This is a genomic window from Cystobacter fuscus DSM 2262 (assembly GCF_000335475.2).
GTDB classification, from domain to species: Bacteria; Myxococcota; Myxococcia; order Myxococcales; family Myxococcaceae; genus Cystobacter; species Cystobacter fuscus.
In genome coordinates this window covers 35,386-59,607 of sequence record NZ_ANAH02000011.1, presented here as the reverse complement: position 1 = coordinate 59,607, position 24,222 = coordinate 35,386, and the positions used below count along the sequence as shown (strand labels likewise).

Below are 24,222 nucleotides of genomic sequence, written 5' to 3'. Positions count from 1 at the left end.
CAATTCTCGGGAGGGCTAGAAGGTGTACTTGAGGCCCAGACGGATCTGCCGCGGGCTCTGGTAGGCGGTGGGCTGTTTGAAGTTCTTGTTCACGTCGTCCGCGGACAGCTTGCCGGCGGGCAGGCCCGTGGCGGGGTCGAGGACGGAGACCTGATCCGCCGTCAGGGTCCCTCCGGCCGTCTTGCCCCCCGTGATGGGGAGCACGCTCTGGAAGGTATAGGCCTCGTCCACGTTCGTGACCTGCTGGAAGTTGAAGAGGTTGAACACGTCCACGCTGAGCGACAGCACGTGCGTCTTGTTCAGGCGGTAGTTCAGCCCGACATTCGCATCGAGGGTGTTCACCCACGGCGTGCGGCCCGCGGAGCCACGGGCCAGGATGAATGCCTCGTTGGGGCCGTAGATCGGGTGCGCGCCGAGGTAGCTGATGGGAATGCCGGAGTTGCCGCGGTACGACAGCCCCAGGCTCGCGCTCAGCTCCCGGGAGAGCTCGAACTCCCTGGCGCCGAACAGCTTGATGGCATGGGGCCGGTCGAAGGGCAGGAGCCCCGCGCGGTTCTCCATCAGCGTCACCAGGTCGAAGTCCGAGTTGAAGTTCGGATCCAGTTGATTGGTCTCCGGGCGGAACAGGCCCGAGTAATTGCCATACAGCCGTGACCAGGTGTAGCTCGCCTGCGCCAGCCAGCCCTCGCTGAAGGTGTGGCCGAGGAACACCGTCACCGCGTCGTAGTCGCGCGTCCCCTTGGGGAACTCCTGGGCGAAGCCCACGCCCGGGTTGCCCAGGAAGCGCGAGTTGCCCCCATCCCGGCTCATGTCCTCGATGATCAGGTTCATCGAGCGGTGCATGTAGGACGCACCGACGCGGATGTGGGCCGGCAACTCGTACTCGGCGCCCAATAGCACTTCGTCCGAGGACTGGGGTTGGAGGGTGGGCTCCACGGGCACGAGGTCGGCCTTGCCTCCGAAGTGCAGGAAGCTCGGGTCGGAGAGCGCGAGGCCCGCGTCGCCGTTGAACAGCTCCAGGTTGGAGTCCGCCAGGCAGGTGGCCTGACCTTCCCGCGTCGGGAGGGTGGCCGGATCGCACCTGCCCACGCCCGCGGCATGCTTGGCCACATAGCGCGGCTCGAGCGGGAAGGCGCGGTCCAGCACGTTGATGGGCACCTGCTCGTAGTAGCGCGCGAAGTTGGCGTACAGCTTCATGCGGCCGTTGGCCAGCGGATCCACGACCACCCCCAGGCGCGGGGAGAGCTCGTGGGGCAGCGTGAAGGCCAGACTGCCGTCACCGGCGTAGAGCCACTGGGTGTCGTAGCGCACGCCGACGTTGAGCGTCACGCGCTGGCCGATCGTCCAGCTGTCCTGCAGGAAGCCGCCCGACGTGTTGCTGCCGGTCACCGTATGCAGGAAGGGCAGGCTGGTGGCCATGTCCGGACCGGACAGATAGCCATAGCGGCGGACGTCCACCCAGTTGGCCCCATTGGTGGCCTCGAGCAGGTACACGGACCCCGAGTAGGCCTTGAGATTGTCATAGCGCAGCAACTCCACGTCCGCGCCCAGCTTGAACACATGGGTACCCAGGGCCTTGAGCAGGTAGGTGACCTTGGCGTTGGCCTGGACGCGGTCCAGCCGGGCCGAGTTGATGTAGCCGGGCCCCCCCGCGAGGTACGAGGTCACCGGGCAGGCCAGGAGCCCCGTCGTCTCCCCGTTCTGGGTGCACGCCGCCCGGGCCTCGGTGAGCTCGGGCTCGTAGGCGTAGATGGGCCGCGGGGCCATGTAGTTGACCGCCGCCAGGCCCGCCAGGCCCGAGGTGGAGCCCACCCGCGAGCCGTCCGAGGGCAGCAGGGACGACGTCTGGTGGAACCAGCCGAGGGTGGCGTCGATGAGGAGTCTCTTGTCGGCGGAGGAGCCCGAGTATTTGAGCGCGGTGGACGTCGTGCTCGACGCCGCCTGGGTATAGAAGTTCTCGGCGTCGGGGTTGCCGGAGAGCACGGAGGGCACGAGGCCCGTCAACGGGTTGATGGCGAGGGTGTCCCGTCCCCCCGACGAGGTCGGCGTGCCCGAGACGGACAGGGAGAGGTGGTGATCCGGGTTGAACAGATACGTCAGCTTGCCGAGGTACTGCAGGCTTCGCGCCTGGGCGCCGATCCGCCGCACCGAGCCTGGAATCTCCGTGAACAGGTTGATGCCGTGGTCATCTGTCTTCACCACGACCTGGCCCGAGGCGTCGAGTTCCGTCTGGTAGGCGTTGATCGAACGCGTGTGCGTGTAGTGGCTGTAATTGGGAGACACCCCGACGAAGAACCACAGCTTGTCCTCGAGGAGGGGACCGCCGAGGGTGGCGCCCACGTCGCCCAGCACGTCCAGGGCGTTGCGGCCCGCGATCACCGAGGAGGCGCTGGCCACCTGGGTCCGGGTGGCCTCGAAGGCTCCCGGGGTGACGGTGCCAAAGACGGAGCCGTGGAACTCGTTGGAGCCGGACTTCGTCACCGCGTTGAGCACCCCGCCCGTGGAGCGGCCGTACTCCGGCATGTAGCCGCCGGTGATGATGTTGATGTCCTGCACGAACTCCACGCTCAGGGGGCTCGCGTTGACGCCGAAGGCGGGATCGTTGTTGGACAGGCCGTCCACCACGTACCCGTTCTCCGGCGAGGTGGTGCCGTTGAGGGACACGCCATACGCGTCGTTCTGGGCGCCCGGCGCCAGTTCCGCGAGGCTCTCGAAGGAGCGGGCGGCGCCCGCCTTGCCGCCCGGACGGTTCACCGCGATGCGCCGGATGAAGTCCTGGTCGACGTTGAGGCCCGTGGCCGTCGAGCCCACGTCGAGGGTCGGCGCCACGCCCTCGAGCTCGAGCGTGAGGGTCCGCGAGGCGTTCTCGGGCAGCAGCTCCACGTTGACGCGCAGGGTGCGGTCCAGCCGCAGCTGGATGTCCGGGCGGGAGTAGGGGCTGAAGGCTTCCTTGTCGAAGCGCAGGACGTACACGCCCGGCGGCAGCTGGGGAAGGCGGTACTGCCCCTGGGCGTCCGTCACCACCACCTGTTCCCCTTGGAGCCCGGGCGAGGTGGCCGTGATGACCACGTCCGCAACTGGAGTCCGGGTCTCGGCGTCGAGCACCGTCCCGAGAATCACGCTGTCCGCGCTCGCCACCGTCCCATAGGACAACCCCGCGGCCACGATCACTCCCGTGGACCGGAGACTCCGCCTTGCCTTCATGCTGGAACCCCCTCGCAACCCCAAAGGTGCGCGAAAATAGCCGAGGCGCACCCGTTGTCACGGTGGATGGCGGGCGCGATGGGCCCCGCCGCACCACCTTCTCGCTAGCATAAGACATTCGCGCGGTGAACCCCACGGCCCTGGCGACATTTCGCTGGGTCGCGCATCCTGGCTGGCCAACAAGGAGCAACCATGCCGACTCTCTTCGATCCGATCCGACTTGGCGCCATCGAGGCGCCCAACCGCATTCTGATGGCGCCCCTGACGCGGGCCCGGGGCACGCGCGAGCACGTGCCCACGCCCATCATGGCGGACTACTACGCGCAGCGCGCCAGCGCGGGGTTGATCATCTCCGAGGCCATTGGAATCTCCCAGCAGGGCCTGGGCTGGCCCTATGCCACGGGGCTGTGGTCCGCCGAGCAGGTCGCCGGCTGGCGCAAGGCCACCGACGCGGTCCACGCCGCCGGGGGCCGGATCGTGGCGCAGCTCTGGCACATGGGCCGGATCGTCCATCCGAGCTACCTCGGGGGTGCACAGCCGGTCTCGGCCTCCGCGACCACGGCGCCCGGCCGCGCGCACACCTACGAGGGCAAGCAGCCCTATGTGCAGGCGCGGCCCCTGCGCCTGGAGGAGATTCCGGGCCTGATCGAGGACTACCGGCGCGCCGCGAGCAACGCGATGAAGGCGGGCTTCGACGGGGTGCAGCTGCACGCCGCCAATGGCTACCTCATCGACCAGTTCCTGCGCGACAACTCCAACCTCCGCGACGATGCCTATGGCGGCCCCATCGAGAACCGCATCCGCCTGCTGAGCGAGGTGGCGCGGGTGCTCGTCGACACGGTGGGCGCGGACCGCACGGGCGTGCGCCTGTCTCCGAATGGTGACAGCCAGGGCGTCAACGACAGCAATCCCGAGCCCCTGTTCGTCGCCGCCGCCCAGGCGCTGTCGTCCCTGGGTGTCGCCTTCCTGGAACTGCGCGAGCCGCCGCTCGATGGCACCTTTGGCAAGGGGGAGCGGCCGCCGCTGGCGCCGGCGATCCGCCGTGGCTTCAAGGGCGTCTTGATCTTGAACTCGGATTACGACCTGACGCGGGCCCAAGGGGAACTGGACGCGGGCGTCGCCGACGCCATCACGTTTGGCCGTCCGTTCATCTCCAACCCGGACCTGCCGCAGCGTCTGGCCAAGAAGCTGCCGCTCGCCAAGGACAACATGGCGACCTGGTACTCCCAGGGGACGGAAGGCTACGTGGACTATCCCCGCGCCTCCTGACCACGGCCTCCCCACCCGCCCGAAGCTCTCGGAGTGAAACGAATGGCCCATGGGTTTTCGGCTAGTCCGCGTTCTGGATCAGCCGGACCAGCGTGCAATCCGGATCAATCAGCGCCGCCATGACGATCGGACCCATGTCCCGCGGCGGATGCAGGCGAGGCCAGCCGGTGGTCTTCTCGGGGATCTCGGCGGCCTTGCAGACGCCGTAGAAGCCGTCGAGGTCGTCCAGGCGCAGGCAGCAGCTGAACGAACTGCTGGCCGGATCCAGGTCCGGATACGGGAAGAATTCCAGCGTCAGGTCGCCGCGCTTCAGGATCATCCAGCCGGCGTCGCGCCAAGACGGCTCGAACCCCAGCGCCGCGTAGAAGCGGGCGGTCGTCTCGAAGTCGCGGGACGGCAGGTTCGGAGTGGCGTGATCGGTCATGCGTCCAACTTAATACAGCTTTCGATCTCCCTTTCCTCCCTTGATGGGGGAAGGGCGGGGATGGGGGTGACAGCGCGTCAGGACGATCCCGTCCGGCGCCGCGCCTCCGTCCGATCCACCGGGATGAACGCCAAGGCGTCCACCCCCATCCCTAGTCTGCTCTCGGAAAGGAGCCCCATGGTGCAGCCCCCTTCACTGAATCACTCGATGCCCTCGACCCCGTCCGTCTCCCGTTACCGCCGCTGGGCGGCATCCCTCGCCATTGCCTGACGACGCATGCCCCCACCACGACGCGCCACCTCGAGGTCCAGGTCACCTCGCCCCTCCGCCCCAGGGTCGAACAGCGCCTCGTCCTGGTGGCCTCGGTGAAGGAGGGCAAGAAGGTGAGGATTGGCAACGCCTCGCTATGACATCGACACGCTCCATCCCTCATGAGGATCTACCGCCTCGAGCACCCCTTGTTTCAGCAGGCCGAAGAGCGGTGCGAGGTCCCGTTCCGTATCACCCCTCGTCGCATCCGCCCTGGTGACAGCAGGCATCAAGGGTGACTCCAGTCACCAGCCACGAGCCCCACCCCTTGAGCCAAGCTCTTGATTTCATGAGAGGCGACCACTTGCCCCCCTTTGGCATGGGAGACGCCGAATGGCACATCCGAGCGCTCTACGGCGAACAGGTCTGAGGAGATCTTGGACCTCTCCGGGCTCGACCTCAACAATCCCGAGGTCATCCAGGACCTGGCCGAGACATTTGGCGTTGAAAACGTCAACCTCCAGAAGCGCTCCAATGACTCGGAGTACGACGGAGCTATCGTTGGCGTCGATAAGGCCATCAAGATGGACGACCTCCAGGGAACGAAGATCTGAGCGCCATCAAGCCGGGGGATCTCACGGCCTTCGAGCCGAAGAACTGGAGAGACAAAAAAAACGAACTCATCATCCAGGTCAATGGCATCAATACGGACCTGAGCCAGCAGAAGCAAGCCCTTCAGGCCACCGCCGATGCGACAGGCGCCAGTGTCATTGGCATCCACAACGCCACCGACGGCTTCGCCGGGGACTTGGTGCAGAGCGTGGGCGACAAGCTCAACACGGGCAAGAACCTGGCGGTGGACTCGATGAGGGATATCGTCCTCGGCGAGCTGAGGGCGGGCAAAAAGGTCCATTTGATGGCACACAGCCAGGGTGGCCTCATCACCAGCCGCGCGCTCGGCGAAGTCGCCGAGCAGCTCAAGAAGGAAAACAAGTCCGATCTACTTGTTCGGCGTGGAAGGCAGCACGAGCTTCATGAACAACCCCGGCAAGGACGTCCTCGGCCACGAGGCACGGATCATCAAATTCAAGGAGAAGAGCCTCATCGCGGCGCACAACTACAGTGATGTCTACATGCAGCATCGCCAGGACTTCAATGCTGCCTATGGCGGTGTCTCGAATCGCTTCGTCGTTCAGGACCCGAATCTCTACAAGCTCGACTGAGCGAGAGTTCTCGGCCTCGGGACAGGAGGGAACTGAAGCCACCTTCTTCGGCTCCGTCCTGTCCGCTGCCTCAGCCCGCGGCATTCCGTAAGGCCACCGTCCGACAGAAGGGCACCCGGGACACGGAAGGCCGTGCCTCGGGTGCCACTCCCCCTGGACTCAGGGGTCATCCGCCCCGCCACACCCGCTGGCGACGCGGGACCCGGTGGCTCAGGGCGTGTACAGCTCCGAGGTGCCGCTGTAGGAGCCTCCCGTGACGAGCACCCTGCCGTTGCGCAGCAGCGTCGCCGTGTGACGGTAGCGGGACGTGGCCATGGAGCCCGTCGGGCTCCAGGTACCCGTGGCCGGGTCGTACACCTCCGCCGAGGCGAGGGTGCCACTCCAACCGGAGCCTCCCGTGACGACTCCGCGCTTCACCGCCGTCTACGACCGGCACGTCCTCGCGGAGACGAATTCCACGGAGTGAAACGAATGGCCCAGGGGTTTCGGGTAGCGTGTTCCGGCGGTCCTGCTCGAACAACCTGAGGGAGTTCATCCAATGAAACGAAGTCTGGGTCTCCTGCTGTCCCTCGCCCTGGCGGGTGCGCCCGCGGCGGTTTCCGCCGCGAGCCGCGTGCCGGGCATCACGTCCTCGAGCCGGTTCCTGGTCTACTACGGCCAGGACTACGGCCCGACGGTCCTCGCGACCCTGAAGCAGGCGAACCTCGTCGTCCTGCATCCCACCAACTCGGCGCAGCTCACGCCCCGCGTCGTGGCCGAGTTGCAGGGCGCGGGCGTGAAGGTCATCGCCTACATCAGCGTGGGCGAGGACCCGGCGCCGCACGATGCCGCGGGCAACCCCATTCCCATCGTGGGCAACGGACAGGGGCCGGTCCGCTACATCGGGGGGAGCACGGGGTACGACGCGAGCAAGATCGTGCCGGCCAATGGCGGCGTCGCGTCCTTCTACGTGGACCAGCTCTGGAGCTCCAGCCAGGGCCAGTACGTCTCGGATGGGCTGCCGGACGTGAACACGAACTTCGGGGGGTTCTTCATCTGGCCCAATGATGACTGGCGCTGGGTGCTCAACGAGCAGCGCATTGGAGGCGTTCCCGCCACGTCCCTGGCCAATCGCAGTGTGGCGGGCCTCAAGCAGCTGGCGGGTGCCCGGACGAGCGCGACGGACATCGATCGCACCCACGACTTCGGCTTCGATGGGTTCTTCCTGGACACCCTCGACACGGCCGGACCGTATGTGAATGCCTGGGGGTATTACGCCTGGGTCGCTCCGGAAATGCAGAAGACGGTGAAGTTCATCCACGACAGCTACCCGGGGAAGATCGTCTTCGCCAACCGGGGGACGTTCTTCTTCAATCCGCTCATCGCCAACCCGACCCATGGCATCCGGCCGTACCAATACTCCCTGCGGCCCTACATCCATGCCGCCCTGTTCGAGAGCTACGCCCTCGACAGTGATGCCTCCCACACCGGCCTGAGTCCCTACCTGCCCGTCAACCGGGACAACTACGCGCAGAAGCTCATGGCCGAGGCCAACCGTCCCGATGGCTTCACCGTCTTCAGCCTCGACTACGACATGGGCCGTGGCGCGGCCCTGTCCGCGCAGGCGCTCCAGGAGACCGCCATCAAGAACGGCTGGGTGGAGTACATCGCGCCCACCGGGCAGTTGGACACCCTGGGCACCTATGTCTCCACCCATCCGCCCGCGGCCGATACCGCCGCGCCCGTCTGGGACAGCACCGCCGCCTATGCCGAGGTCATCAATCCCGCCTTCCCGGACGTGCCGGACCGCGTGGGCGTCCAGCGCCTGTCCCTCACGTCACGGCCCGGAGAGGTCGTCGTCCACTGGGACGTGGCGCGAGATCAAAGCCTCCCGGTCCGCTACAACCTCTACCGTTCCACCTCGTCCACCTTCGGCAATCCGGTCAAGTATGCCCAGGTGAACTTCGAGGTCGGGGAGGGCTGGTCCACGGATCCGACGACGAAGTTCGCCAACCAGTACACCGTCACCGGCCTGACGCCCGGGACGCATTACTTCCGGGTGCGCGCGGAGGACAGCGCCTCCGTGCCGCACGAGGACACCAACACGGTGACCCTGTCCATCACGGTGCCCACCTACGTGTCCAACCCCAATGCCAGCATCAACGTGAATGGAGACCTCTCCGACTGGGCCGCGTTGACGTCGTTCCCGGTGGACCCCCAGGACGCCACGGCGTCCGGTGATGTGGCGGACTGGGCCCGGGCCTGGCTCGCCCACGACGCCAACAACCTCTACCTCGCCCTGCAGAACCACGTCTCCATCACCCAGCTCAACGCCGCCTTCTCGGTGTACCTGGACACCGACAACACCCGCTCCACGGGCTTCCGGGGCGGCGGGGACCAGTTCCCCGTGGGCGCCGAGTTCGTCCTCCTGGGCACGAGCCTCTACCGCTACACGGGCACGGGTCTGGATTGGCAGTGGACCTCGGTGGGAACGGCGGGCTTCAGCTGGGGTGGCCTGAACGCCGAGCTCTTCGTCCCGCGGGCCTGGGTGAACAATCCCTCCCTCATCAACCTGTTCTTCCAGGGAGACAATCCCTCGCTGGGTGGAACCACCGTGGATTCCTACCCGGACGCGGCCTTGCAACCCCAGGGCGCGGTGCGCTCGTTCCTCTACCAGTTGCAGTAGGCCGCCCTTGAAAGACGGGTCTCCGCCATCGGGGACCCGTCTTGGCGCTGGAGCTCAGGTGCACGTCTCCTGAAAGGGCTCGGCGACGACCTGATACTCGTCCTCATGGACGATGTACCCGGGTCGCCGCTCCTCGATGACGTCCACCTGGAGCCCATGCGCCTCCAGGACCCTGGCCAGCACATGCATGCGCGCGATGTGCTCTCTCGCCGTCGACTTGAACCAGCTCAGCGCGACCTTCGCGGCATGACTCTTCCGCGAACGGGAGAACGTGTCGGGTCTGTCAAGATTGTCGAAAAGCCAGGTGAATACTTCATCGCACACCTCCTGTTCCTCGGGCAGCAGGAGGCCATCGTCCCTGAGTTCCCTCGAGGCTTGCAGTATTCCCTGACGTCGGCCTGAATCCGGATCGAGTCTGTTGATGACGAAGCGAATGAACATCCCAGGCTCCAGGAGTATCGAGGGGTGCTACTTCACGGAGTCCTCGAGGAGATAGCCGAAGCCCGCGTCGCGCAGGCGGAGAATCAGCTCCGCCCGGGTCGTCTTCAGGGCGTCCGCGGCGCGGTCCAGGTTCCAGCGAAGGCCCATCAAACGCGGTGTTCCTCCCGCCGCGCACGCAGTTGGACGAGAAGTTCCCGTGCCCTGTCCCGCGTGGAGCAGTGGGCGCGGGCAGGCGCGGCCCTCGGCTCCTCCGCCATCGTCCTCGCCTTCAACAGGCTTGCATCCTTCTTCTGCCTCGGGAAAAACCGAGGTGACCGCTCCCCCGAGGGATGCCGTCGGTCACACCCGCTCGTCTGTCCTCTCGCCTGTCACGGCGTCCTTGGTTAAAACCCCGCCCCTGGCAAGCGCGACAGTCGCGCGGCAGTGCTCACGATTGGGGGAGGTCCTATGTCATCGCTGAAGCTCTTCGAACCCATCACCTTGCGCGGCGTGCGTGCGCGCAATCGCCTCGTCGTCTCACCCATGTGCCAGTACTCTGCGGTCGACGGTATCGCGACCGACTACCATCTCGCGCACCTGGGACGGTTCGCGCTCGGAGGCTTTGGCATCGTGTTCGTGGAGGCCACCGGCGTCTCGCCCGAGGGTCGCATCACGCACGGAGACATGGGGTTGTGGAACGATGCGCAGATCGCGCCACTCGCCCGCATCTCCACCTTCCTGCGCGCCCACGGAGCGGTGCCGGCCATCCAGCTCGGACACGCGGGGCGCAAGGGCTCGCGGCAGCGGCCCTGGGAGGGAGACGTCTCGCTGACCCAGGCGGACGCGGACGCGCGAGGGGAAGGCCCCTGGCCCACGGTGGCGCCGAGCGCCCTGCCCCACGCCGAGGGCTGGCAGGTTCCCGGCGCCCTGACGGACGAGGGCCTCGAGCGTCTGCGCCAGGCCTGGCGTTCCGCCGCCCAGCGGGCACTCCAGGCGGGCTTCGACATCGTCGAGGTGCACTGCGCGCATGGCTACCTGCTCAATGAATTCCTCTCGCCCGTGGCCAACCGGCGCACGGATCGCTACGGCGGCACGCGGGACAACCGGATGCGCTTTCCGCTCGAGGTCATCGAGGGCGTCCGCGCGATCTGGCCCCAGGACAAGCCCGTGTTCGTCCGGGTCTCCTCCATCGACGGCGTCGAGGGGGGCTGGACCCTGGAGGACACCGTGGCCTTCGCCCGGGAGTTGGAGAAACGAGGCGTCGACGTGCTCGACTGCTCCTCGGGAGGCGTGGCCAAGGAGTTCAAGGGCCCCTCCGGCCCTGGCTATCAGGTGGGTTTCGCCCAGCGCGTGCGCGAGGAGACGGGCCTGCGCACCATCGCGGTGGGTCTCATCACCGAGGCCGCGCAGGCGGAAGCCATCGTGGCGGAGGGCCGGGCGGACTTGGTGGCCCTGGCGCGCGAGGCCCTCGCCGCGCCCCAATGGCCCCTGAACGCGCGGCGCGCGCTGGAGGCCAATCCGCTCGACTTCCAGGATTGGCCCATCCAGTCGGGCCACTGGCTCGCCAACCGGGAGAAGACACGGCGGATGCTCAAGAGCACCTGACGGACGGCACTGGCCATCGCTTGAAAAGGTTCACACCATGCCCACAAGAGACTCTTCGATGTCTCATGCTCGAATGCTGCTCGTGCTCGTCGCCCCGCTGTTCCTCCTGAACTGTCGGGCGCATCCGGGGACCTCCGTCCCCCGCGCCCACGTCTCCAATGCCTGGGTGGAGATCAACACGAAGGCCTTCGAGCACAACCTCCGCACCGTGAAGGCCCGGCTGTCGGACAAGACCCAACTCTGCGCGGTCATGAAGGCCGACGCCTACGGACACGGAATCGACCTCCTCATTCCATCGATCGTGTCCTTGAGTGTCCCGTGCGTCGCCATCGCCAGCAATGAGGACGCCCAGCGCGTACGGGACGGAGGATTCGGCGGAAGGCTGGTCCGGATCCGGACCGCGACGCCCCAGGAAGTCGAGGACGCATTGCCCTATGCGCTCGAGGAACTGGTCGGAAACCTCGCGCATGCGAAGCACATCTCGGACATTGGCCAGCGGCATGCCCGGACCATCCCCATCCACCTCGATCTCAACGCGCGGGGCGTGGGTCGCAATGGCCTCGAATTGAGCACGGCGCGAGGCAAGAGCGACGCGCTCGAACTCCTGAAACTCCCCCACCTCCAGCTCACCGGAATCATGACCCAGTTGCCGGTGGAGGACCGGGAGGATGTCCTGCGCGGACTCGCCCTCTTCAAGGAGGAAGCGGCGTGGATTATCGAACAGGGGCACCTGGACCGCGGCAAGCTCCTCCTCCATTGCGCCAACTCCTTCGCGACCCTGGACGTCCCGGAGAGTCATCTCGACATGGTCCGTCCCGGAGGCGCCATCTATGGGGAGACCATGGACGCGCATCCGGAGTTCAAACAGGTGATGGAGGTGAAGACCCGCGTGGCTTCCGTCAATGCCTATCCGGCTGGGAGCACGATTGGCTATGACCGCACGGCCACCTTGCAGCGAGACTCCCTGCTCGCGAACATCCCCATGGGTTACGCCGACGGCTACCGGCGCGACTTCTCGAACCAGGGGCATGTCCTCATCCGGGGACGTCGCCATCCCGTCGTCGGGAGGATTTCCATGAACACGTTCATGGTCGATGTCACGGAAGCTCCGGACGTCCAACCCGGTGACGAGGTCGTGCTGTTCGGCCATCAGGGCGTCAACGCCATCACCCAGGCGGAACTGCAGCAGGGGGCGGGCACGCTCATCGACGAGCTCCGCATGGGCTGGGGCAGGGCCAACCCCCGGGTGGCGAAGTCCGAGTAGCCGGGGCTACGGGGGAGCGAAGAAGTCCAGCTTGAGCAGCGTCTCGGAATCCACCCAGACGCCATCGATCTTCACGCCCCAGTGCAGATGCGGGCCGGTGACACGGCCCGTCCTCCCCACGACGCCCAGCTTCTGCCCCTGCTTCACCTTCGCCCCTTCCTTCACGGAGAAGCCCGAGAGGTGGAAGTAGGTCGTGTACAGGCCCCCGCCGTGGTAGACGAGCACGGAGTTGCCCTCGCTGTAGTTGTCGCGCGTCATCACCACCACGCCATCGTTGGCCGCGCGGATCGGAGCGCCCATGGCGCCCGCGATGTCCGTGCCGAAGTGCTGCCTCTGTAGCTTGCCATTGAAGGAGCGGCGGTCTCCGAAGTGCGCGGTGATTCGCTTGCGCCGCGGCCAGGCGAAGTTGCGCTGGAACAACAGGGGGGACAATTCCTGGGAAAAAGCGGCGGTGAGCGCGGCCTGATCCTCCGCCAGCCGGGCCTTCACGGACTCTGGAGGCTCGATGTACTTGCTCGCCACTTGAAGCCGCCGCTCCGGATAGCCCGGCGTCACCACCTGCAGGCGCTCGACGAGCTCCACCGGCTCACCCCCTGCCGACTCGGGGCCGACGACCTTCACGTCCACCGTGCCCACGGGCTGCTCCACCGAGAGCCCGACGAGCGCCTGGAAGGTGTCTCGCGCCTTGAAGAACCGCAAGGCACGTCCATCGAGCGTGCCCGTGGGGGGCGTCTCGAAGCCCCGGAGGGTGATGAGCACGGGATCACCAGGCTTCGCCGTCCGCGGTTGCACGGAAAGACTCGGACGAGCCTCGGCCCCCAGAGCCACGAGGCCCAGGGCGAGGGGAAGCAAGCGCCGCGCGAAGCGCAGCCAGAGGCAGACGATCACGGGAGACGACATGCCCCCCGTTATAAGACGGAAATCCGGGGACTCCCAACAAACCATTTCCAGGGGCGGAGGCGCCCTCCTCTTCGTCCTCGGCGTGGCGGAGGACTTCGCGTTCATCTACCGCGCAACCAGACCCGAGAACACCGGATCCTCGGACCGAGCAGGAACGAGAGACAGTCATATGCAAATCGCAAGACATGACTATCTTCAATTACCCAATCATGCTCTGGAGCCCTCCCACCCGGAAAGACTTGCATGAAATCAACCTGCTTGACATATGAGCTGTCAGGCGTGAATCTGTGACTCGCGTCGGGTCGCCGCCTTCGGGTCCCACGCAGACAGGGGAATCCACCATGAAATTGTCTTGGAGCGTGAAGCACGTGGACAACATGCAGGGGAAGTCTGCGTCCGAGTCTCTTCCCATGGGAGTGGAGCCGCGGGTCCTGGAGGATCGCGAACTGGACGCCGTCGTGGGCGGCCAGAGCAGCTCCGCATCACTGGCGAATGGGACCACCAATGGCGGCGTCACGCACACTGATTAGCGGTCCCTCCGCCCCCGTCTCGTGATGGCGTTCGTGGAAGTGTAGCCATCACGGCCAACCTTCAGACGCGGTGTTCCTCCTGCCGCGCTCGCAGTTGGACGAGGAGTTCCCGTGCCCTGTCCCGCGTGGAGACGAAGTAGATCTTCGTGCTCGGGGGATCACCCTCGGACCGGGTCATCTCCGCGGCGAGGAGCAGGCCCTTGGCGATGGCTCGGTGCAGCAGTCGCGTCTTGAAATAGATGATGCCCAGCATCCACTCCTGCCGGACGTGCTCGTTGATATAGCGCCGGGCCTCCGCCTCGATCCCTCCGGCCTCCTCCATGTCTCCCAGGATGAAGAAGGGGCGGACCGTGCCCAGCTCCCGGTAGAGTTTCACCAGGAGTCTGGCTTCATCCAGGGAGCACTCCCCCTTCCACTTCGCCCAGAGCAGATCGGGAGCCTCGAAGTGGAAGGTGTTCCTCCCTATCGTCCACTTTCGTTGGATGGGCGCCATATGTCTTCCATATGACACAAGGTCTTCCTATCGCCAACGGGGGGGAGGTCCTACCCCTCGGGTCGTGGCACCCGGAAACACGGAGGGAGAAGCCAGGAGCCCACCGGCGGGAGGCGCGCTCCCTCACGGGACATAAGCGCGGCCGGTCCGAGCGTCGTACGTGCAGCCCATGCGCACGTAGCCACCATATGTCCGGGCGCGCAGCTCGACCCGGGCCGTCTCGGGCCCCGTCACGTCCACGGCCCCCACGCGAACCCCCCGGTAGCCCCTGAAGTCACGCGCCACGCGGAAGCATTCCCGCTGGGCCTCGCGTGGGTCCACGTCGGTGGAATAGCCGCTCCCTCCATAGCCATAGGCCGAACGGCTCCGGGGCCGCGACTCCACGGGCACGACGATGCACGCCTGCATCACCAGACTGAGCAGGATGATGAGCAGCACCATCATTACCAAACGCCCTCGGGATGCCATGAAACACCTCCGCGCATGATGGCCCCTCATGACGGTGGGAACGGAGCCACGAGGAGGGAACCGACGCTCGGGCCGGCGCAACCCCGCTCACACGTCCACCCAGGAGGAGTTCCCGAGGAAGGTGACGAGCGCTCGCCTCCCTGGCGTGACACGAACCAGCCCACCGACGAGGTCCCGGATCGCGGCGCCTCGAGGACGCCTGCTCAGACGCGGTGTTCCTCCCGCCGCGCGCGCAACTGGTCGCTGAGCGCTCGTGCGCTGTCCCGGGTGGAGACGAAGTGAACCTCCGTCCGCGGAGGATCATCCTCCGACCGGCTCAGCTGCGCGGCGAGGAGCAGGCCCCTGGCGAGGGCTTTGTGCAGCAACCGTGCGTTGAAATAGATGACGCCCAGGAGCCACTCGGGCCGGAGGTTCTCGCTGACATAGCGCTTGGCCTCCGACTCCATTCCCTCGGCCTGCTCCATGTCCGACAGGAGGAAGAAGGGACGAATCCCGCCCAGCTCCCGGTAGAGGCTCACCATCCGCATGGCCTCATCCAGGGTGCAGTACCCCTGGTGCTTCGACCAGAGGAGATCGGGGGCCTCGAAGTGGAAGGTGTGTTGGCCTATCGTCCACTGTCGCTCGAGGGGCTCCATGCGCCCGTCCTATGACACAAGGCGCTCGCGCCGCAACGGGAACTCCCATCGCGCCCGAGCGCCTCGCTCGGGTGGCTCAGGCGGCGGCCCGCTCGGCTTCGCGCAGGAGCGCCCGGGCCTTCGGGAACGAGCGCTCGACGAGCGCGCGCATCTCCGCGTCCTTCTCCTTCAGCGCCGCGCCCTCCTGGGAGAGCTTCTGGAGGTAGTTGGCGGAGTCCTGCGCGAGGGCATCGAAGAACTTGCGCACGTTGTCCCCCCGCATGCCGCACGCCTGGGCGAACTCGACGGCATGCTGGGCGGCCCGGGCCGACGCGAACACCTCGGGGTGAGAGACGGCGAGCGACGCGATCTGCGCGGGCGTCAGGCCCACCTTCTTGCTCAGCGCCTTGGGCAGCTCCACTCCCTTGGCGAGCGTCTTCGCCAGGTTGCGCTCCACGCCCACCTTCTCGAGCAGCTCCCGGGTCTCCTCCTCGCGGGCCTCCTTCTGGCGGACCTCGTCGTCGCGGCTCTTCTCCTCGCGCTCCGTCCGCTTCTCCTCCTCGGCCGACTGACTGCTCTTGAGCTCGGTGAGCTCCTCGCCCAGGTCGGTGATGAGGTCGGTGATGCTCTCGGTGAGCGTCTCCGGCTGCGGTGCCGCGGCCGGCGCGCCGCTGTCGGCCAGGGCGCTCAAGTCCGTCAACGCCTGCTGCGCGCCATCGTCGAAGGAGGACGCGCTGAAGAGATCCAGGGTCTGCGTGCCGCTGTCGAGCGCGGTGGTCAACGCGCTCAGGGTCGGCGCGATCTGCGCGGGCACGGCCGAGCCCTCCGCCGCGGCGAGGCTCGCCCCGGCCAGGGAGTGGAGCGCATCGCCCAGCACCTTCGCTCCGGCCGGAGTGGCGGCCAGGTCCTTGAGGAACTTCCCATACGCGGCCTGCTGGGTGGCGTTGCGGGCGTTGAGTCCGGCGAACACCGCCGCGGCCGTGCCCAGACCCTGGGTGAACGGATCCGCCGAGTTGAGCAGCTGCGAGAGGCCCGAGTAGTCGCCCGCCGAGGCCTTGTTGAGCGCGGAGAGCAGCTCGTTGGTCTTCGCGGGATCTCCGCCCACGGCCGACGCGAGCGCCGAGAAGTTCGCCAGGGCCGCCTGGGGATCGCCGTTGGCCTGGGCCAGCAGCTCCCCGGCCGCACCGCCCAGCGCCAGGCGCTGGAGTTCCGCGAAGTCGACCGGCGCGTGCAGCTCGCTCGTCCCCTTCCAGCCGGGAATGGACACCCCCGTCTGGGTCTGCTCGAACATGTCCTGGGCGACGTTGGCCTCGTTCAGCACACGCGCCGCCCACTGGAGCACGTCCACCGAGTGCGCGCCGCCGGCCAGGGCCTGGGCCGCCTCCGCCGACGCATAGGCGAGGTGGAGATCCCGGCCGAGCATCTTGTCCAGCTCGGGATTGAGCAGCGAGGCGGCGAGCGTGGCCTCCGTCTGGAGCGCGCGGTCGTAGTCCGCCTGGTGCGCGGCGCGGAAGGCCTCGATGTAGGCCTGCTTCTGCGCGCCCGTGAGCGCGGGGCCGAGCGCATCCAGGCCGGCGGCCAGCTGTTGATCCAACACGGACACCACGTCGCGCGCGTGTGTGTAGGCATTGCGTGCCGTGGTGAGGGCGTTGGCGGCCTGCGTCGCCGCGACGTCCGGGGTGGAGACCACCGGCAGCGGGGCGCTGGAGCCGAGCTGCTGCGCGAGGGTGACGAGCTGGGTGAAGAGCTCCGGCTGGGTCTGCTGCAGCTTCTCGAGGGCGGCCTGCTTGTCCGGCCACAGCGAGAACTTGCCGCTCGTCAGCAGGCTGCCCAGGGCGGCCAGGGCCGCGCCGTCCCGGACCCGCAGGGCGTTGAGCGCCCGCGCCGTCACCGCGTCCTCCATGAGCCGGGTGTAGGTCGAGCTCACCGCGAGCTGGCGCTGCACGCTGTCCTGGGTCCACGCGCTCGAGGTCCCCTGGAGATTCACGGCCTCGGTCTTCGTCTGGAAGCCCGAGCTCCGCACCCCGTTGGCTGGAACGGAGGCCGACGGTCCTTGCACCCCGGCGGGAGGCGTGGAGACGCCCGAGGGCTTCTGCTCCAAGAGCGTTCGAGGGGTAGAGACGGTGTTCGGGTTGATCCGAATGGACATGGGGCAGCTCCTCCGTCGTCCATGATACGGCGCGATCGTCTGGATTTCAGCAGGAGTCTGTCTTTTCCTGCTCCTAAGAAATCAGAGGGAATGAAGCGCTCTTTTTCTCATCCGTGGAGAGAAGGGCGGTGTCTGGTTTGAGCGCCATCCATGCCCGGCTCAGCGCTCGGCGTGTGCGTTCAGCCAGGCCGTCACCTGGGAGGCCTCGGAGTCCTTGTGCTCCTGGAGGAGCGCCTTCTGGGCTTGCAGGGCCCATTGGCGGGCCTGGGCCGCGTCACCGCCCTCCCAGAGGGCCCGGGCCAGCAGGAAACGGGCATGGGCCAGGGAGCTGGCGGAGACGCGGGAGAGCGGCTCGAGCGTCAGGGCCCGCTCCAGCGCGGCGCGGGCCGCGGCGGGCGCGTGGAGCGCGAGCTGACACTCCGCCACGCCCATCAGCGGTCCGAAGAGTGCTGGGTGGCGCGCGGACAGCCGCTTCTCATCCAGGGCCAGCGCCCGCTGGTAGTACTGCAACGCCTGGCGGTGCTGGCCCCCCTTCAGGTACCAGTCGCCCAGATCCTCCACCACGGTGGAGAGCGCCCAGATCTCATCGGCCTCGTTCTTCTCCGCCAGCGCCAGCGCCCGCTGGAGGTAGGACAGCGACTCCGCGCGCTTGCCCTGCGTGAGCAACACCTCGCCGATGCCGCTCAGGGGATTGATGAGCTGGTAGGGCACCGGCTCCTCGGCCGCCTCCGCGATCCGCAGTGCCCGCTGGTAGTACTCCAATGCCTCGTCCAGGCGGCCCAGGGCATGGAGGGCTCCCGCGACATCCACCAGGCTGGTGGCCACATCCGTGTGCTCGGGACCGAGGATCTTGCGGCGGATGTCCAGGGCGCGCTCGTTGGCGGACAGGCACCGCGCGTGGTCGCGCAGGTGGCAGTAGCTCGCGCCCAGGGTGGCATGGGTCATGGCCACGTCGAGCGTCTCGCGCTGAGAGCCCACCTCGCGTGCCTCCAGGGCTCCTTGGAAATAGCCCACGGCCGCCTCTTCATCGGCGGTCTTCTGCGCGAGGATGCCCAGGTTGTGCAACGCATTGCCCGTCTCCAGGTGATGCGGCCCCAGCGTCTTCGAGTAGAGCTGCTGCGCGTGCGACAGCGCCTCGCGCGCCTCGGGAAACCGTCCGGCCTTGGTGAACGCCGCCCCGAGGTTGTTGTAGGCCGCCGCCACCTCCGGATGCTCGGTGGAGTAGACCTTCTGGCGCAGCGCCACCACCTGGCGGAAGTTCTCCAGCGCGTCGGCCGTCTTGTCCTCGCGCATGAGGATGGCGCCCAGCGCGTTGGTGACGAAGGCCTCGATGCGCGCGTCCCCGCCCATGCGCTCCAGCACGGCGCGAGAGTGCTCGGCCCACTCGCGGCCCTGATCGAAGTGCGCCTGGAGCATCGCCGAGCGCACCAACCGGGCCGAAGCCGAGGCGATCACCTCATCGTGGCGGCCCGCCTCCGCGGCCCACACCGCCTGCCGGAGCGAGGACTCCGAGGCCACCACGTCCCCGGCCTTCTCCTCCAGGGCGCCGCGCAGCTCGAGCACCTCGGCCTGCAGGGGGCGGTAGCGCAGGGCCAGGGCGTCATCGGCGAGCGTCCGGGTGCGCTCCAGGGCCGGCTTGAACTGGCCACTGTCGAAGAGGGCCCGGGCCTCGGCCAGACGCACCTCGAGCCGCTCGACCGTCTGGCGTGTGGCCGCGTCCTCCGGCGGGAGCACGGGCGCCTGGAGCGCCTCCACGTTCGCGCACCCCGCGATGAGGGGCAGGGCGCTGGCCGCCTTGGCCGCCTGGTCCACCAGCGCGGCGTCCGGATGGGCATAGACGTCGGTGAGGGCGCGCAGCGACTGCAACCGCCGCTCCAGACAGGCCATGCGCAGCGAGAGCACCGCGTCGGACTGCGCCCCCCGCACGCGCGTGGCCTCGCACGCCTCGACATGCATGGCCGCCCAATCGCCCGCGTAGGTGTCCAACACCTGCGCGGTGCGGGTCCAGGACTCCTCCGCGTTGGGTTTGCCGGTCGCCTGGAAGGCCTGGCCGAGCGCCGCCTTGCGCGCCCCGTCCCACAACCCCTCCAGGCGCCGGGCACCGCCCTGGCACGGCGGCTCGGCCGTGCTCCGCAATTGCAGCGGCAGCCCGACGCCGAGCGAGAGCGCCAGCAGTCCTCCCACCGCGAGCCACTGGCGCTGTCTGCGCGGCAGGGTGTCGCCGAGCGCCCCGAGCAGAGCGTCCATGGACGGCCAGCGCTGCTCGGGCTCGAGCGCGAGCCCCCGCAGGACGATGCGCCGCACGTTGGCGGGGACCCGCGCGTCGCGGGGAGGCTCCGGCGTGCGCCAGGTCGAGGGAGGGCCCGGCGACTTGCCCTGGGGCCGCTCGCCATAGAGCAACTCGTAGAGCGTCACGCAGTAGCTGAACTGGTCCGCGCGCGCGTCGAAGATGCCCTCGTACGACTCCGGCGCCATGTAGGCCAGGGTGCCGATGACGAGCCCCGCGCGCGTCAGGGGCGTGTTCAAGGGCGACTGGCCGAGCTCGGACCAGGGGACGTCCACGGGCGGCGGCGAGACTGCCTCCGCCGGAGTGGAGGCGGAGACCTGCCGGGCCAGCCCGAAGTCCAGCACGCGCACCCGCCCCTCCTTGCCCAGCAGCACGTTGTCTGGCTTGAAGTCGCGGTGCACGAGGCCCGCGGCGTGCGCGGCCGCCAGTCCCCGGCCCGCGGCGATGAAGACCTCCACCACCTCGCGCCAGGGCCTCGGCCCCTGCTTGAGCCAGTCGCGCAGCGACGGCCCCTCCACCAGCTCCATGGCGATGAAGACGCGCTCCTCCCACGTCCCCACGTCATAGATGGAGGTGACGTTGGGATGGGACAGCCGCGCCAGGGCCTGCGCCTCGCGCAGCAGCCGGGCCTGTCCGCCGCTGCGCTCCACCTGATCCGACCCGGCATGCAGCAGCTTGAGGGCCAGCCGGCGGTTGAGCTCCGGGTCATACGCCGCGTACACCACGCCCATGCCGCCAGCGCCCAGCTTCTCCAACACCATGTAACGGCCCACCGTCGCGCCGCGCGGGAGCACCTCCTCGGGCGCGGGGATCGACGGGGTCGCGGGAGGCGGCACCACGTGCGTGGGCACCTCCCCCGTCGCCTCGAAACCGCCGGAGCGCATCAGCAGCCGGCCACAGGCGGGACAGTTCTCCGCGTGCGCGAACAACCGCGCGACCTCCGCCTCCGGGAAACGTCCCGAGGCGACTTCTCGCACGAGGGGCTCCTCGGGGCAGATGCTGTCGATGACGCCGTGAGCCATTCCGCCTCCTCCGTGCACCCCCCATCATCCCCTGACCTCCGGAGTCTTGGCTACCCAGTAACCCCCGGAAGACGGGCGTCTCTCGCGGAGGTTCCCACTCCACCCGCACGGTGGGTGCTAGCGCGTCCGGATGCTCACCTCGTGCGCGAGGAAGCGGGCCGTGCGCTCCAGGAGCCCGTCGATCTCGGTGCGTGCCGCCTCGAGCCGGGGGAGGTCCTCCGTGAGCACGTCCTCGAGCCGCCGGCCCGAGCGCGAGAGGGATTCGGGCAAGGCGCGCACCCAGGACTCCAGCATGGGAGGCACGACCTCCGGGTGGAACAGGAAGCCCACCGAGTTGGACAGGAGGAAGGCTTCCTGGGGCTGGCGCTCCGAGGCGGCGAGAGCCTCCGCGCCGCGCACGGTGTCGAACGTATCGCCGTGCCACTGGACGACGGGAAAGGACGCCGGAGCCCCGGAGAAGACGGGGTGCGCGTGGCCCGCGGGCGTGACGTGGATGGGCTCCACGCCCAGGACCATGCCCTTGGGGTCCGGGTAGACGCGAGCGCCGGAGACGGCCGCGAGCATCTGGGCCCCCAGGCAGATGCCCAGACAGGGACGGCGCCGCGCCAGTCGCCCCTCCATCAGGGCGAGCTCCTCGTGAAGGTACGGGTGTTGGTCGGCCTCGTAGACGCCCATGTAGCCGCCCAGGACGACCACGAGGTCCGCGTCGGCGTCTCCCGGCCGGACCTCGCGAAAGCGCGTCTCGAGGGTGAAACCGGCCCGCACGAGCGCCCCCTCGAGCGCCCCCGCGCTCACCGGGAGGTCGTGCTGGAAGAGGATCGCGCGGGGCCTGGGAGTGGAGAGGGAATCGGACATGAGAGGAAGGATAACCGCTCTGGGCGGCCGCGAGGCGGGGCACGACACCCAGCAACATGACGAGCAGTGAGAGCAGGCAGCGCATGGGCCGGCACGAGATGCCCGTCGGCCAGGACGCACACGGGCCCAAATCCAACAGAGAGCGTGGGCGTGGATTTCGGGTCAATCCACTACTTCCCACGGATTTTCAACGTTTTCAGCTCAGCGCTAATCTGGCGGGTTATTCCATCTCATGCTTTAGTTTGTCATCACGACGCAGGCACGCGGATCCAGACACGTCGGGTGTCCGCGAGGTGCGTCCCGCCCAGACAAGGAGCAGGAAATGGATCGGAAGCTCACGTATCGCGGCATGGCGCTGTTGGGAGTTCTCGGTGGATTGAGCGGCTGCACGGCGGACGAGGTCGCGCCCGCCGAAAACCTCTCACAACTCGAGAGCGCCGCCATCGTCTCCAACATCACCGAGGGGGATTACTTCATCCGGTCCGCCATGACCAACAAGTGCATCGACGTGGCGGATGCCAGCACCGCGGATGGCGCCGCGGTGCAACAGTATGACTGCAATTTCACAAACGCGCAGAAGTTCCACATCTCCCCGACGTCGGATGGCTATTTCAAGATCATCAACGTCAACAGCAACAAGGGGCTCGACATCAAGGAGGTGAGCTACGCGCAGAACGCCCCGATCCACCAGTGGAGCTACGTGGGCGGCGGCAACCAGCAGTTCAAGTTCGTGGGCCGGGGCAACAACCAGTTCAGCATCCACGTGCGTCACACGGACATGGCGCTCGATCTGTATTGGGGCTCGGCGAACAACGGCACGCAGTACGTCCAGTACCCGTACACCGGCGCCGCCAACCAGCTCTACACCTTCGACAAGGTCGACGGGGGCACCAACCCGCCTCCCACGGGCACGGGCATCGCCGCCATCCTGAGCGAGGCCACGTTCAACTCGATGTTCCCCGGCCGCGGCCCCTTCTACACCTACTCGGCCCTGGTGGCCGCGGCGAACACCTTCCCCGGCTTCGCCACCACGGGTGACACCACCGCACGCAAGCGCGAGGTGGCCGCCTTCCTCGCCAACGTCGCCCACGAGACCGGTGGCCTCGTGTACGTCGAGGAGATCAACAAGAGCGTCATGTGCGACACCAGCTGGGGCCCGCCGGGCTGCGGCTGCGCCCCGGGCAAGTGGTACTACGGCCGTGGCCCCATCCAGTTGTCGTGGAACGGCAACTACTGCGCCGCGGGCAACGCGCTCGGCGTGGACCTCATGAACGACCCCGACCGGGTCGCGCGCGATGCCACCATCGCCTGGCGCACCGGCTTCTGGTTCTGGATGACCCAGGCGGGCGCGGGCTCCAGGCCGGCGCATGACTCCATCGTCAACGGCTACGGCTTCGGCCAGACCATCATGAGCATCAACGGCTCCGTCGAGTGCTACGGCCGCAACCCCGGCCAGGTGCAGAGCCGCGTGAACAACTACCTGAACTTCGCGAGCAAGCTCGGCGTGGACCCCGGCGGCAACACCGGCTGCTGAGCCCCCTCGCCTCGCCAGGACACTTCCTGACGAGGTGCGTCAAGGGCCCTGGAGACGACTGGGGGGCGGTGCTATGAAACACCCGCTGTCCGCCCCCCTCCCAGGCATCCCATGAACAACCTCGCTTCTGTGTCCCGCGTCCTCGCCGTCCTGAGCCTGGGCGCCACCTTGTTGGAAGTGCTGGCCTACAAGTTTGTCTTCAAACGTGATTATGGCTGGCGCTCCGCCCTGGCGACGCTCGCGGTCATCGTGGGGCGGAGCTTCACCCGGCTCATTCCCATCGCCATCACCCTGCCCGGTGCGACCTGGCTCTACGAGCACCGGATCTTCAACGCCTCGGAGCATGGCGTGGCGTCCTGGGTGGCCCTCTTCTTCGGCATCGAGTTCCTCTACTACTGGTACCACCGGCTGGGGCATCGCGTGCGGTGGTTCTGGCTGTCGCACGCGGTGCACCACTCGACCAACGAGATCAACCTCGTGGCCGCGGGCCGGCTCGCGTGGACGTCGCAGATCACCGGCGCCTACGCCATCTTCTCGCCGCTGGCCCTCCTCGGCTTCACCCCCGAGACCATCCTCGCCGGCTACGCGCTGAACCTGAGCTACCAGTTCTGGATCCACGCGGACTGGGCGCCCAAGCTGGGCTTCCTCGAGGGCATCTTCAACACCCCGTCGGCTCATCGCGTCCACCACGCGGCCAACCTCGACTACCTGGATGCCAACTACGGGGGCGTGCTCATGCTCTTCGATCGCCTCTTCGGCACGTACATCCCCGAGCGCGACGACCTGCCCTGCCGCTACGGCCTGGTGCACCCGCTGACGACGAACAACCCCTTGAAGATCGTCTTCCACCAGTTCGGCCCGTTCTTCCGCGATGTGATGAGCGCCCGGAGCCCGCGTGAGGTGTGGGGCTACATCATCTCTCCGCCGGGCTGGCGGCCGGATGGCAACAGCGAGACCACCGAGGACATGCGCCGCAAGGCCGCGGGCGAGAAGCCGGCCGAAGCAGCACCGGCTCCGGTCTACGAAGCCGCCCTGCCCTGAACCCCG

The 24,222-nt window shown here is 67.6% G+C and carries 20 protein-coding genes; 9 read left to right on the top strand and 11 right to left on the bottom strand.

Going from position 1 to position 24,222, the window contains the following annotated elements:
* Window positions 1-15 precede the first annotated feature (15 nt).
* On the bottom strand, window positions 16-3,204 hold the full coding sequence (locus D187_RS20620) for a TonB-dependent receptor (RefSeq protein ID WP_043430864.1): 3,189 nt from the start codon (window positions 3,202-3,204) through the stop codon (window positions 16-18).
* A 192-nt stretch (window positions 3,205-3,396) separates the two neighbouring features.
* On the opposite strand from D187_RS20620, the gene D187_RS20615 reads away from it, so the two are divergent.
* On the top strand, window positions 3,397-4,473 hold the full coding sequence (locus tag D187_RS20615) for an alkene reductase (protein WP_002626463.1): 1,077 nt from the start codon (window positions 3,397-3,399) through the stop codon (window positions 4,471-4,473).
* Between the two features lie 61 nt (window positions 4,474-4,534).
* Here the strand turns inward: D187_RS20615 and D187_RS20610 are convergent, their stop codons facing one another.
* Window positions 4,535-4,897, bottom strand: a complete 363-nt coding sequence (locus D187_RS20610) for a bleomycin resistance protein (RefSeq protein ID WP_002626461.1) — start codon at window positions 4,895-4,897, stop codon at window positions 4,535-4,537.
* 686 nt (window positions 4,898-5,583) lie between these two features.
* On the opposite strand from D187_RS20610, the gene D187_RS55310 reads away from it, so the two are divergent.
* The gene (locus D187_RS55310; protein ID WP_002626460.1) at window positions 5,584-5,760 is read left to right on the top strand and encodes a hypothetical protein; all 177 of its coding nucleotides are present in this window, start codon (window positions 5,584-5,586) and stop codon (window positions 5,758-5,760) included.
* 390 nt (window positions 5,761-6,150) lie between these two features.
* Window positions 6,151-6,369: a hypothetical protein gene (locus tag D187_RS50140; RefSeq protein WP_020918158.1), complete on the top strand. Its 219-nt coding sequence runs from the start codon at window positions 6,151-6,153 to the stop codon at window positions 6,367-6,369.
* A 210-nt stretch (window positions 6,370-6,579) separates the two neighbouring features.
* Here the strand turns inward: D187_RS50140 and D187_RS52485 are convergent, their stop codons facing one another.
* Window positions 6,580-6,786, bottom strand: a complete 207-nt coding sequence (locus D187_RS52485; protein WP_002626456.1) for a Kelch repeat-containing protein — start codon at window positions 6,784-6,786, stop codon at window positions 6,580-6,582.
* Window positions 6,787-6,907: 121 nt separating this feature from the next.
* On the opposite strand from D187_RS52485, the gene D187_RS20600 reads away from it, so the two are divergent.
* Complete coding sequence (locus D187_RS20600; protein WP_002626455.1) at window positions 6,908-9,034, top strand: fibronectin type III domain-containing protein; 2,127 nt, start codon at window positions 6,908-6,910, stop codon at window positions 9,032-9,034.
* A 54-nt stretch (window positions 9,035-9,088) separates the two neighbouring features.
* On the opposite strand, the gene D187_RS20595 is transcribed toward D187_RS20600, so the two are convergent.
* Window positions 9,089-9,475 (bottom strand): hypothetical protein, encoded by a 387-nt coding sequence (locus tag D187_RS20595; RefSeq protein WP_002626452.1) that lies wholly within the window; start codon window positions 9,473-9,475, stop codon window positions 9,089-9,091.
* 447 nt (window positions 9,476-9,922) lie between these two features.
* Here D187_RS20595 and D187_RS20590 point away from each other — a divergent pair, with 447 nt between their 5' ends.
* Window positions 9,923-11,059, top strand: coding sequence for an NADH:flavin oxidoreductase/NADH oxidase (locus D187_RS20590; RefSeq protein WP_002626448.1), 1,137 nt, complete (start codon window positions 9,923-9,925; stop codon window positions 11,057-11,059).
* 58 nt (window positions 11,060-11,117) lie between these two features.
* Complete coding sequence (alr, locus tag D187_RS20585) at window positions 11,118-12,323, top strand: alanine racemase (RefSeq protein WP_002626446.1); 1,206 nt, start codon at window positions 11,118-11,120, stop codon at window positions 12,321-12,323.
* Window positions 12,324-12,329: 6 nt separating this feature from the next.
* Here the strand turns inward: alr and D187_RS20580 are convergent, their stop codons facing one another.
* The gene (locus D187_RS20580) at window positions 12,330-13,223 is read right to left on the bottom strand and encodes a M23 family metallopeptidase (RefSeq protein WP_051256447.1); all 894 of its coding nucleotides are present in this window, start codon (window positions 13,221-13,223) and stop codon (window positions 12,330-12,332) included.
* Window positions 13,224-13,564: 341 nt separating this feature from the next.
* Here D187_RS20580 and D187_RS55305 point away from each other — a divergent pair, with 341 nt between their 5' ends.
* The gene (locus tag D187_RS55305; protein ID WP_002626441.1) at window positions 13,565-13,753 is read left to right on the top strand and encodes a hypothetical protein; all 189 of its coding nucleotides are present in this window, start codon (window positions 13,565-13,567) and stop codon (window positions 13,751-13,753) included.
* A gap of 61 nt (window positions 13,754-13,814) precedes the next feature.
* Here the strand turns inward: D187_RS55305 and D187_RS20575 are convergent, their stop codons facing one another.
* The 6 genes from D187_RS20575 to D187_RS20550 all read right to left on the bottom strand — a co-directional run bounded on the left by D187_RS20575 (window position 13,815) and on the right by D187_RS20550 (window position 21,641).
* Complete coding sequence (locus D187_RS20575; RefSeq protein ID WP_002626439.1) at window positions 13,815-14,246, bottom strand: hypothetical protein; 432 nt, start codon at window positions 14,244-14,246, stop codon at window positions 13,815-13,817.
* 123 nt (window positions 14,247-14,369) lie between these two features.
* On the bottom strand, window positions 14,370-14,690 hold the full coding sequence (locus D187_RS20570) for a hypothetical protein (RefSeq protein WP_002626437.1): 321 nt from the start codon (window positions 14,688-14,690) through the stop codon (window positions 14,370-14,372).
* Window positions 14,691-14,917: 227 nt separating this feature from the next.
* Entirely contained in the window at window positions 14,918-15,349 is a 432-nt protein-coding gene (locus tag D187_RS20565; RefSeq protein ID WP_002626435.1) for a hypothetical protein, read from the bottom strand.
* 76 nt (window positions 15,350-15,425) lie between these two features.
* On the bottom strand, window positions 15,426-17,477 hold the full coding sequence (locus D187_RS20560; protein ID WP_002626432.1) for a hypothetical protein: 2,052 nt from the start codon (window positions 17,475-17,477) through the stop codon (window positions 15,426-15,428).
* 159 nt (window positions 17,478-17,636) lie between these two features.
* On the bottom strand, window positions 17,637-20,786 hold the full coding sequence (locus D187_RS58785) for a serine/threonine-protein kinase (protein WP_002626428.1): 3,150 nt from the start codon (window positions 20,784-20,786) through the stop codon (window positions 17,637-17,639).
* A 117-nt stretch (window positions 20,787-20,903) separates the two neighbouring features.
* Entirely contained in the window at window positions 20,904-21,641 is a 738-nt protein-coding gene (locus D187_RS20550; protein WP_002626426.1) for a type 1 glutamine amidotransferase, read from the bottom strand.
* Between the two features lie 322 nt (window positions 21,642-21,963).
* Between D187_RS20550 and D187_RS20545 the strand changes: the two genes are divergently transcribed.
* Both D187_RS20545 and D187_RS20540 read left to right on the top strand, forming a co-directional pair.
* Complete coding sequence (locus D187_RS20545; protein WP_002626424.1) at window positions 21,964-23,175, top strand: glycoside hydrolase family 19 protein; 1,212 nt, start codon at window positions 21,964-21,966, stop codon at window positions 23,173-23,175.
* 111 nt (window positions 23,176-23,286) lie between these two features.
* Complete coding sequence (locus tag D187_RS20540) at window positions 23,287-24,216, top strand: sterol desaturase family protein (RefSeq protein WP_002626423.1); 930 nt, start codon at window positions 23,287-23,289, stop codon at window positions 24,214-24,216.
* Window positions 24,217-24,222: the final 6 nt, after the last annotated feature.

Bases quoted from the DNA above. Each gene is read 5' to 3' on its own strand.
- D187_RS20620 (WP_043430864.1), bottom strand. From the start codon at position 3,204: ATGAAGGCAAGGCGGAGTCTCCGGTCCACGGGAGTGATCGTGGCCGCG.
- D187_RS20615 (WP_002626463.1), top strand. From the start codon at position 3,397: ATGCCGACTCTCTTCGATCCGATCCGACTTGGCGCCATCGAGGCGCCC.
- D187_RS20610 (WP_002626461.1), bottom strand. From the start codon at position 4,897: ATGACCGATCACGCCACTCCGAACCTGCCGTCCCGCGACTTCGAGACG.
- D187_RS20600 (WP_002626455.1), top strand. From the start codon at position 6,908: ATGAAACGAAGTCTGGGTCTCCTGCTGTCCCTCGCCCTGGCGGGTGCG.
- D187_RS20595 (WP_002626452.1), bottom strand. From the start codon at position 9,475: ATGTTCATTCGCTTCGTCATCAACAGACTCGATCCGGATTCAGGCCGA.
- D187_RS20590 (WP_002626448.1), top strand. From the start codon at position 9,923: ATGTCATCGCTGAAGCTCTTCGAACCCATCACCTTGCGCGGCGTGCGT.
- alr (WP_002626446.1), top strand. From the start codon at position 11,118: ATGTCTCATGCTCGAATGCTGCTCGTGCTCGTCGCCCCGCTGTTCCTC.
- D187_RS20580 (WP_051256447.1), bottom strand. From the start codon at position 13,223: ATGTCGTCTCCCGTGATCGTCTGCCTCTGGCTGCGCTTCGCGCGGCGC.
- D187_RS55305 (WP_002626441.1), top strand. From the start codon at position 13,565: ATGAAATTGTCTTGGAGCGTGAAGCACGTGGACAACATGCAGGGGAAG.
- D187_RS20575 (WP_002626439.1), bottom strand. From the start codon at position 14,246: ATGGCGCCCATCCAACGAAAGTGGACGATAGGGAGGAACACCTTCCAC.
- D187_RS20570 (WP_002626437.1), bottom strand. From the start codon at position 14,690: ATGATGGTGCTGCTCATCATCCTGCTCAGTCTGGTGATGCAGGCGTGC.
- D187_RS20565 (WP_002626435.1), bottom strand. From the start codon at position 15,349: ATGGAGCCCCTCGAGCGACAGTGGACGATAGGCCAACACACCTTCCAC.
- D187_RS20560 (WP_002626432.1), bottom strand. From the start codon at position 17,477: ATGTCCATTCGGATCAACCCGAACACCGTCTCTACCCCTCGAACGCTC.
- D187_RS58785 (WP_002626428.1), bottom strand. From the start codon at position 20,786: ATGGCTCACGGCGTCATCGACAGCATCTGCCCCGAGGAGCCCCTCGTG.
- D187_RS20550 (WP_002626426.1), bottom strand. From the start codon at position 21,641: ATGTCCGATTCCCTCTCCACTCCCAGGCCCCGCGCGATCCTCTTCCAG.
- D187_RS20545 (WP_002626424.1), top strand. From the start codon at position 21,964: ATGGATCGGAAGCTCACGTATCGCGGCATGGCGCTGTTGGGAGTTCTC.
- D187_RS20540 (WP_002626423.1), top strand. From the start codon at position 23,287: ATGAACAACCTCGCTTCTGTGTCCCGCGTCCTCGCCGTCCTGAGCCTG.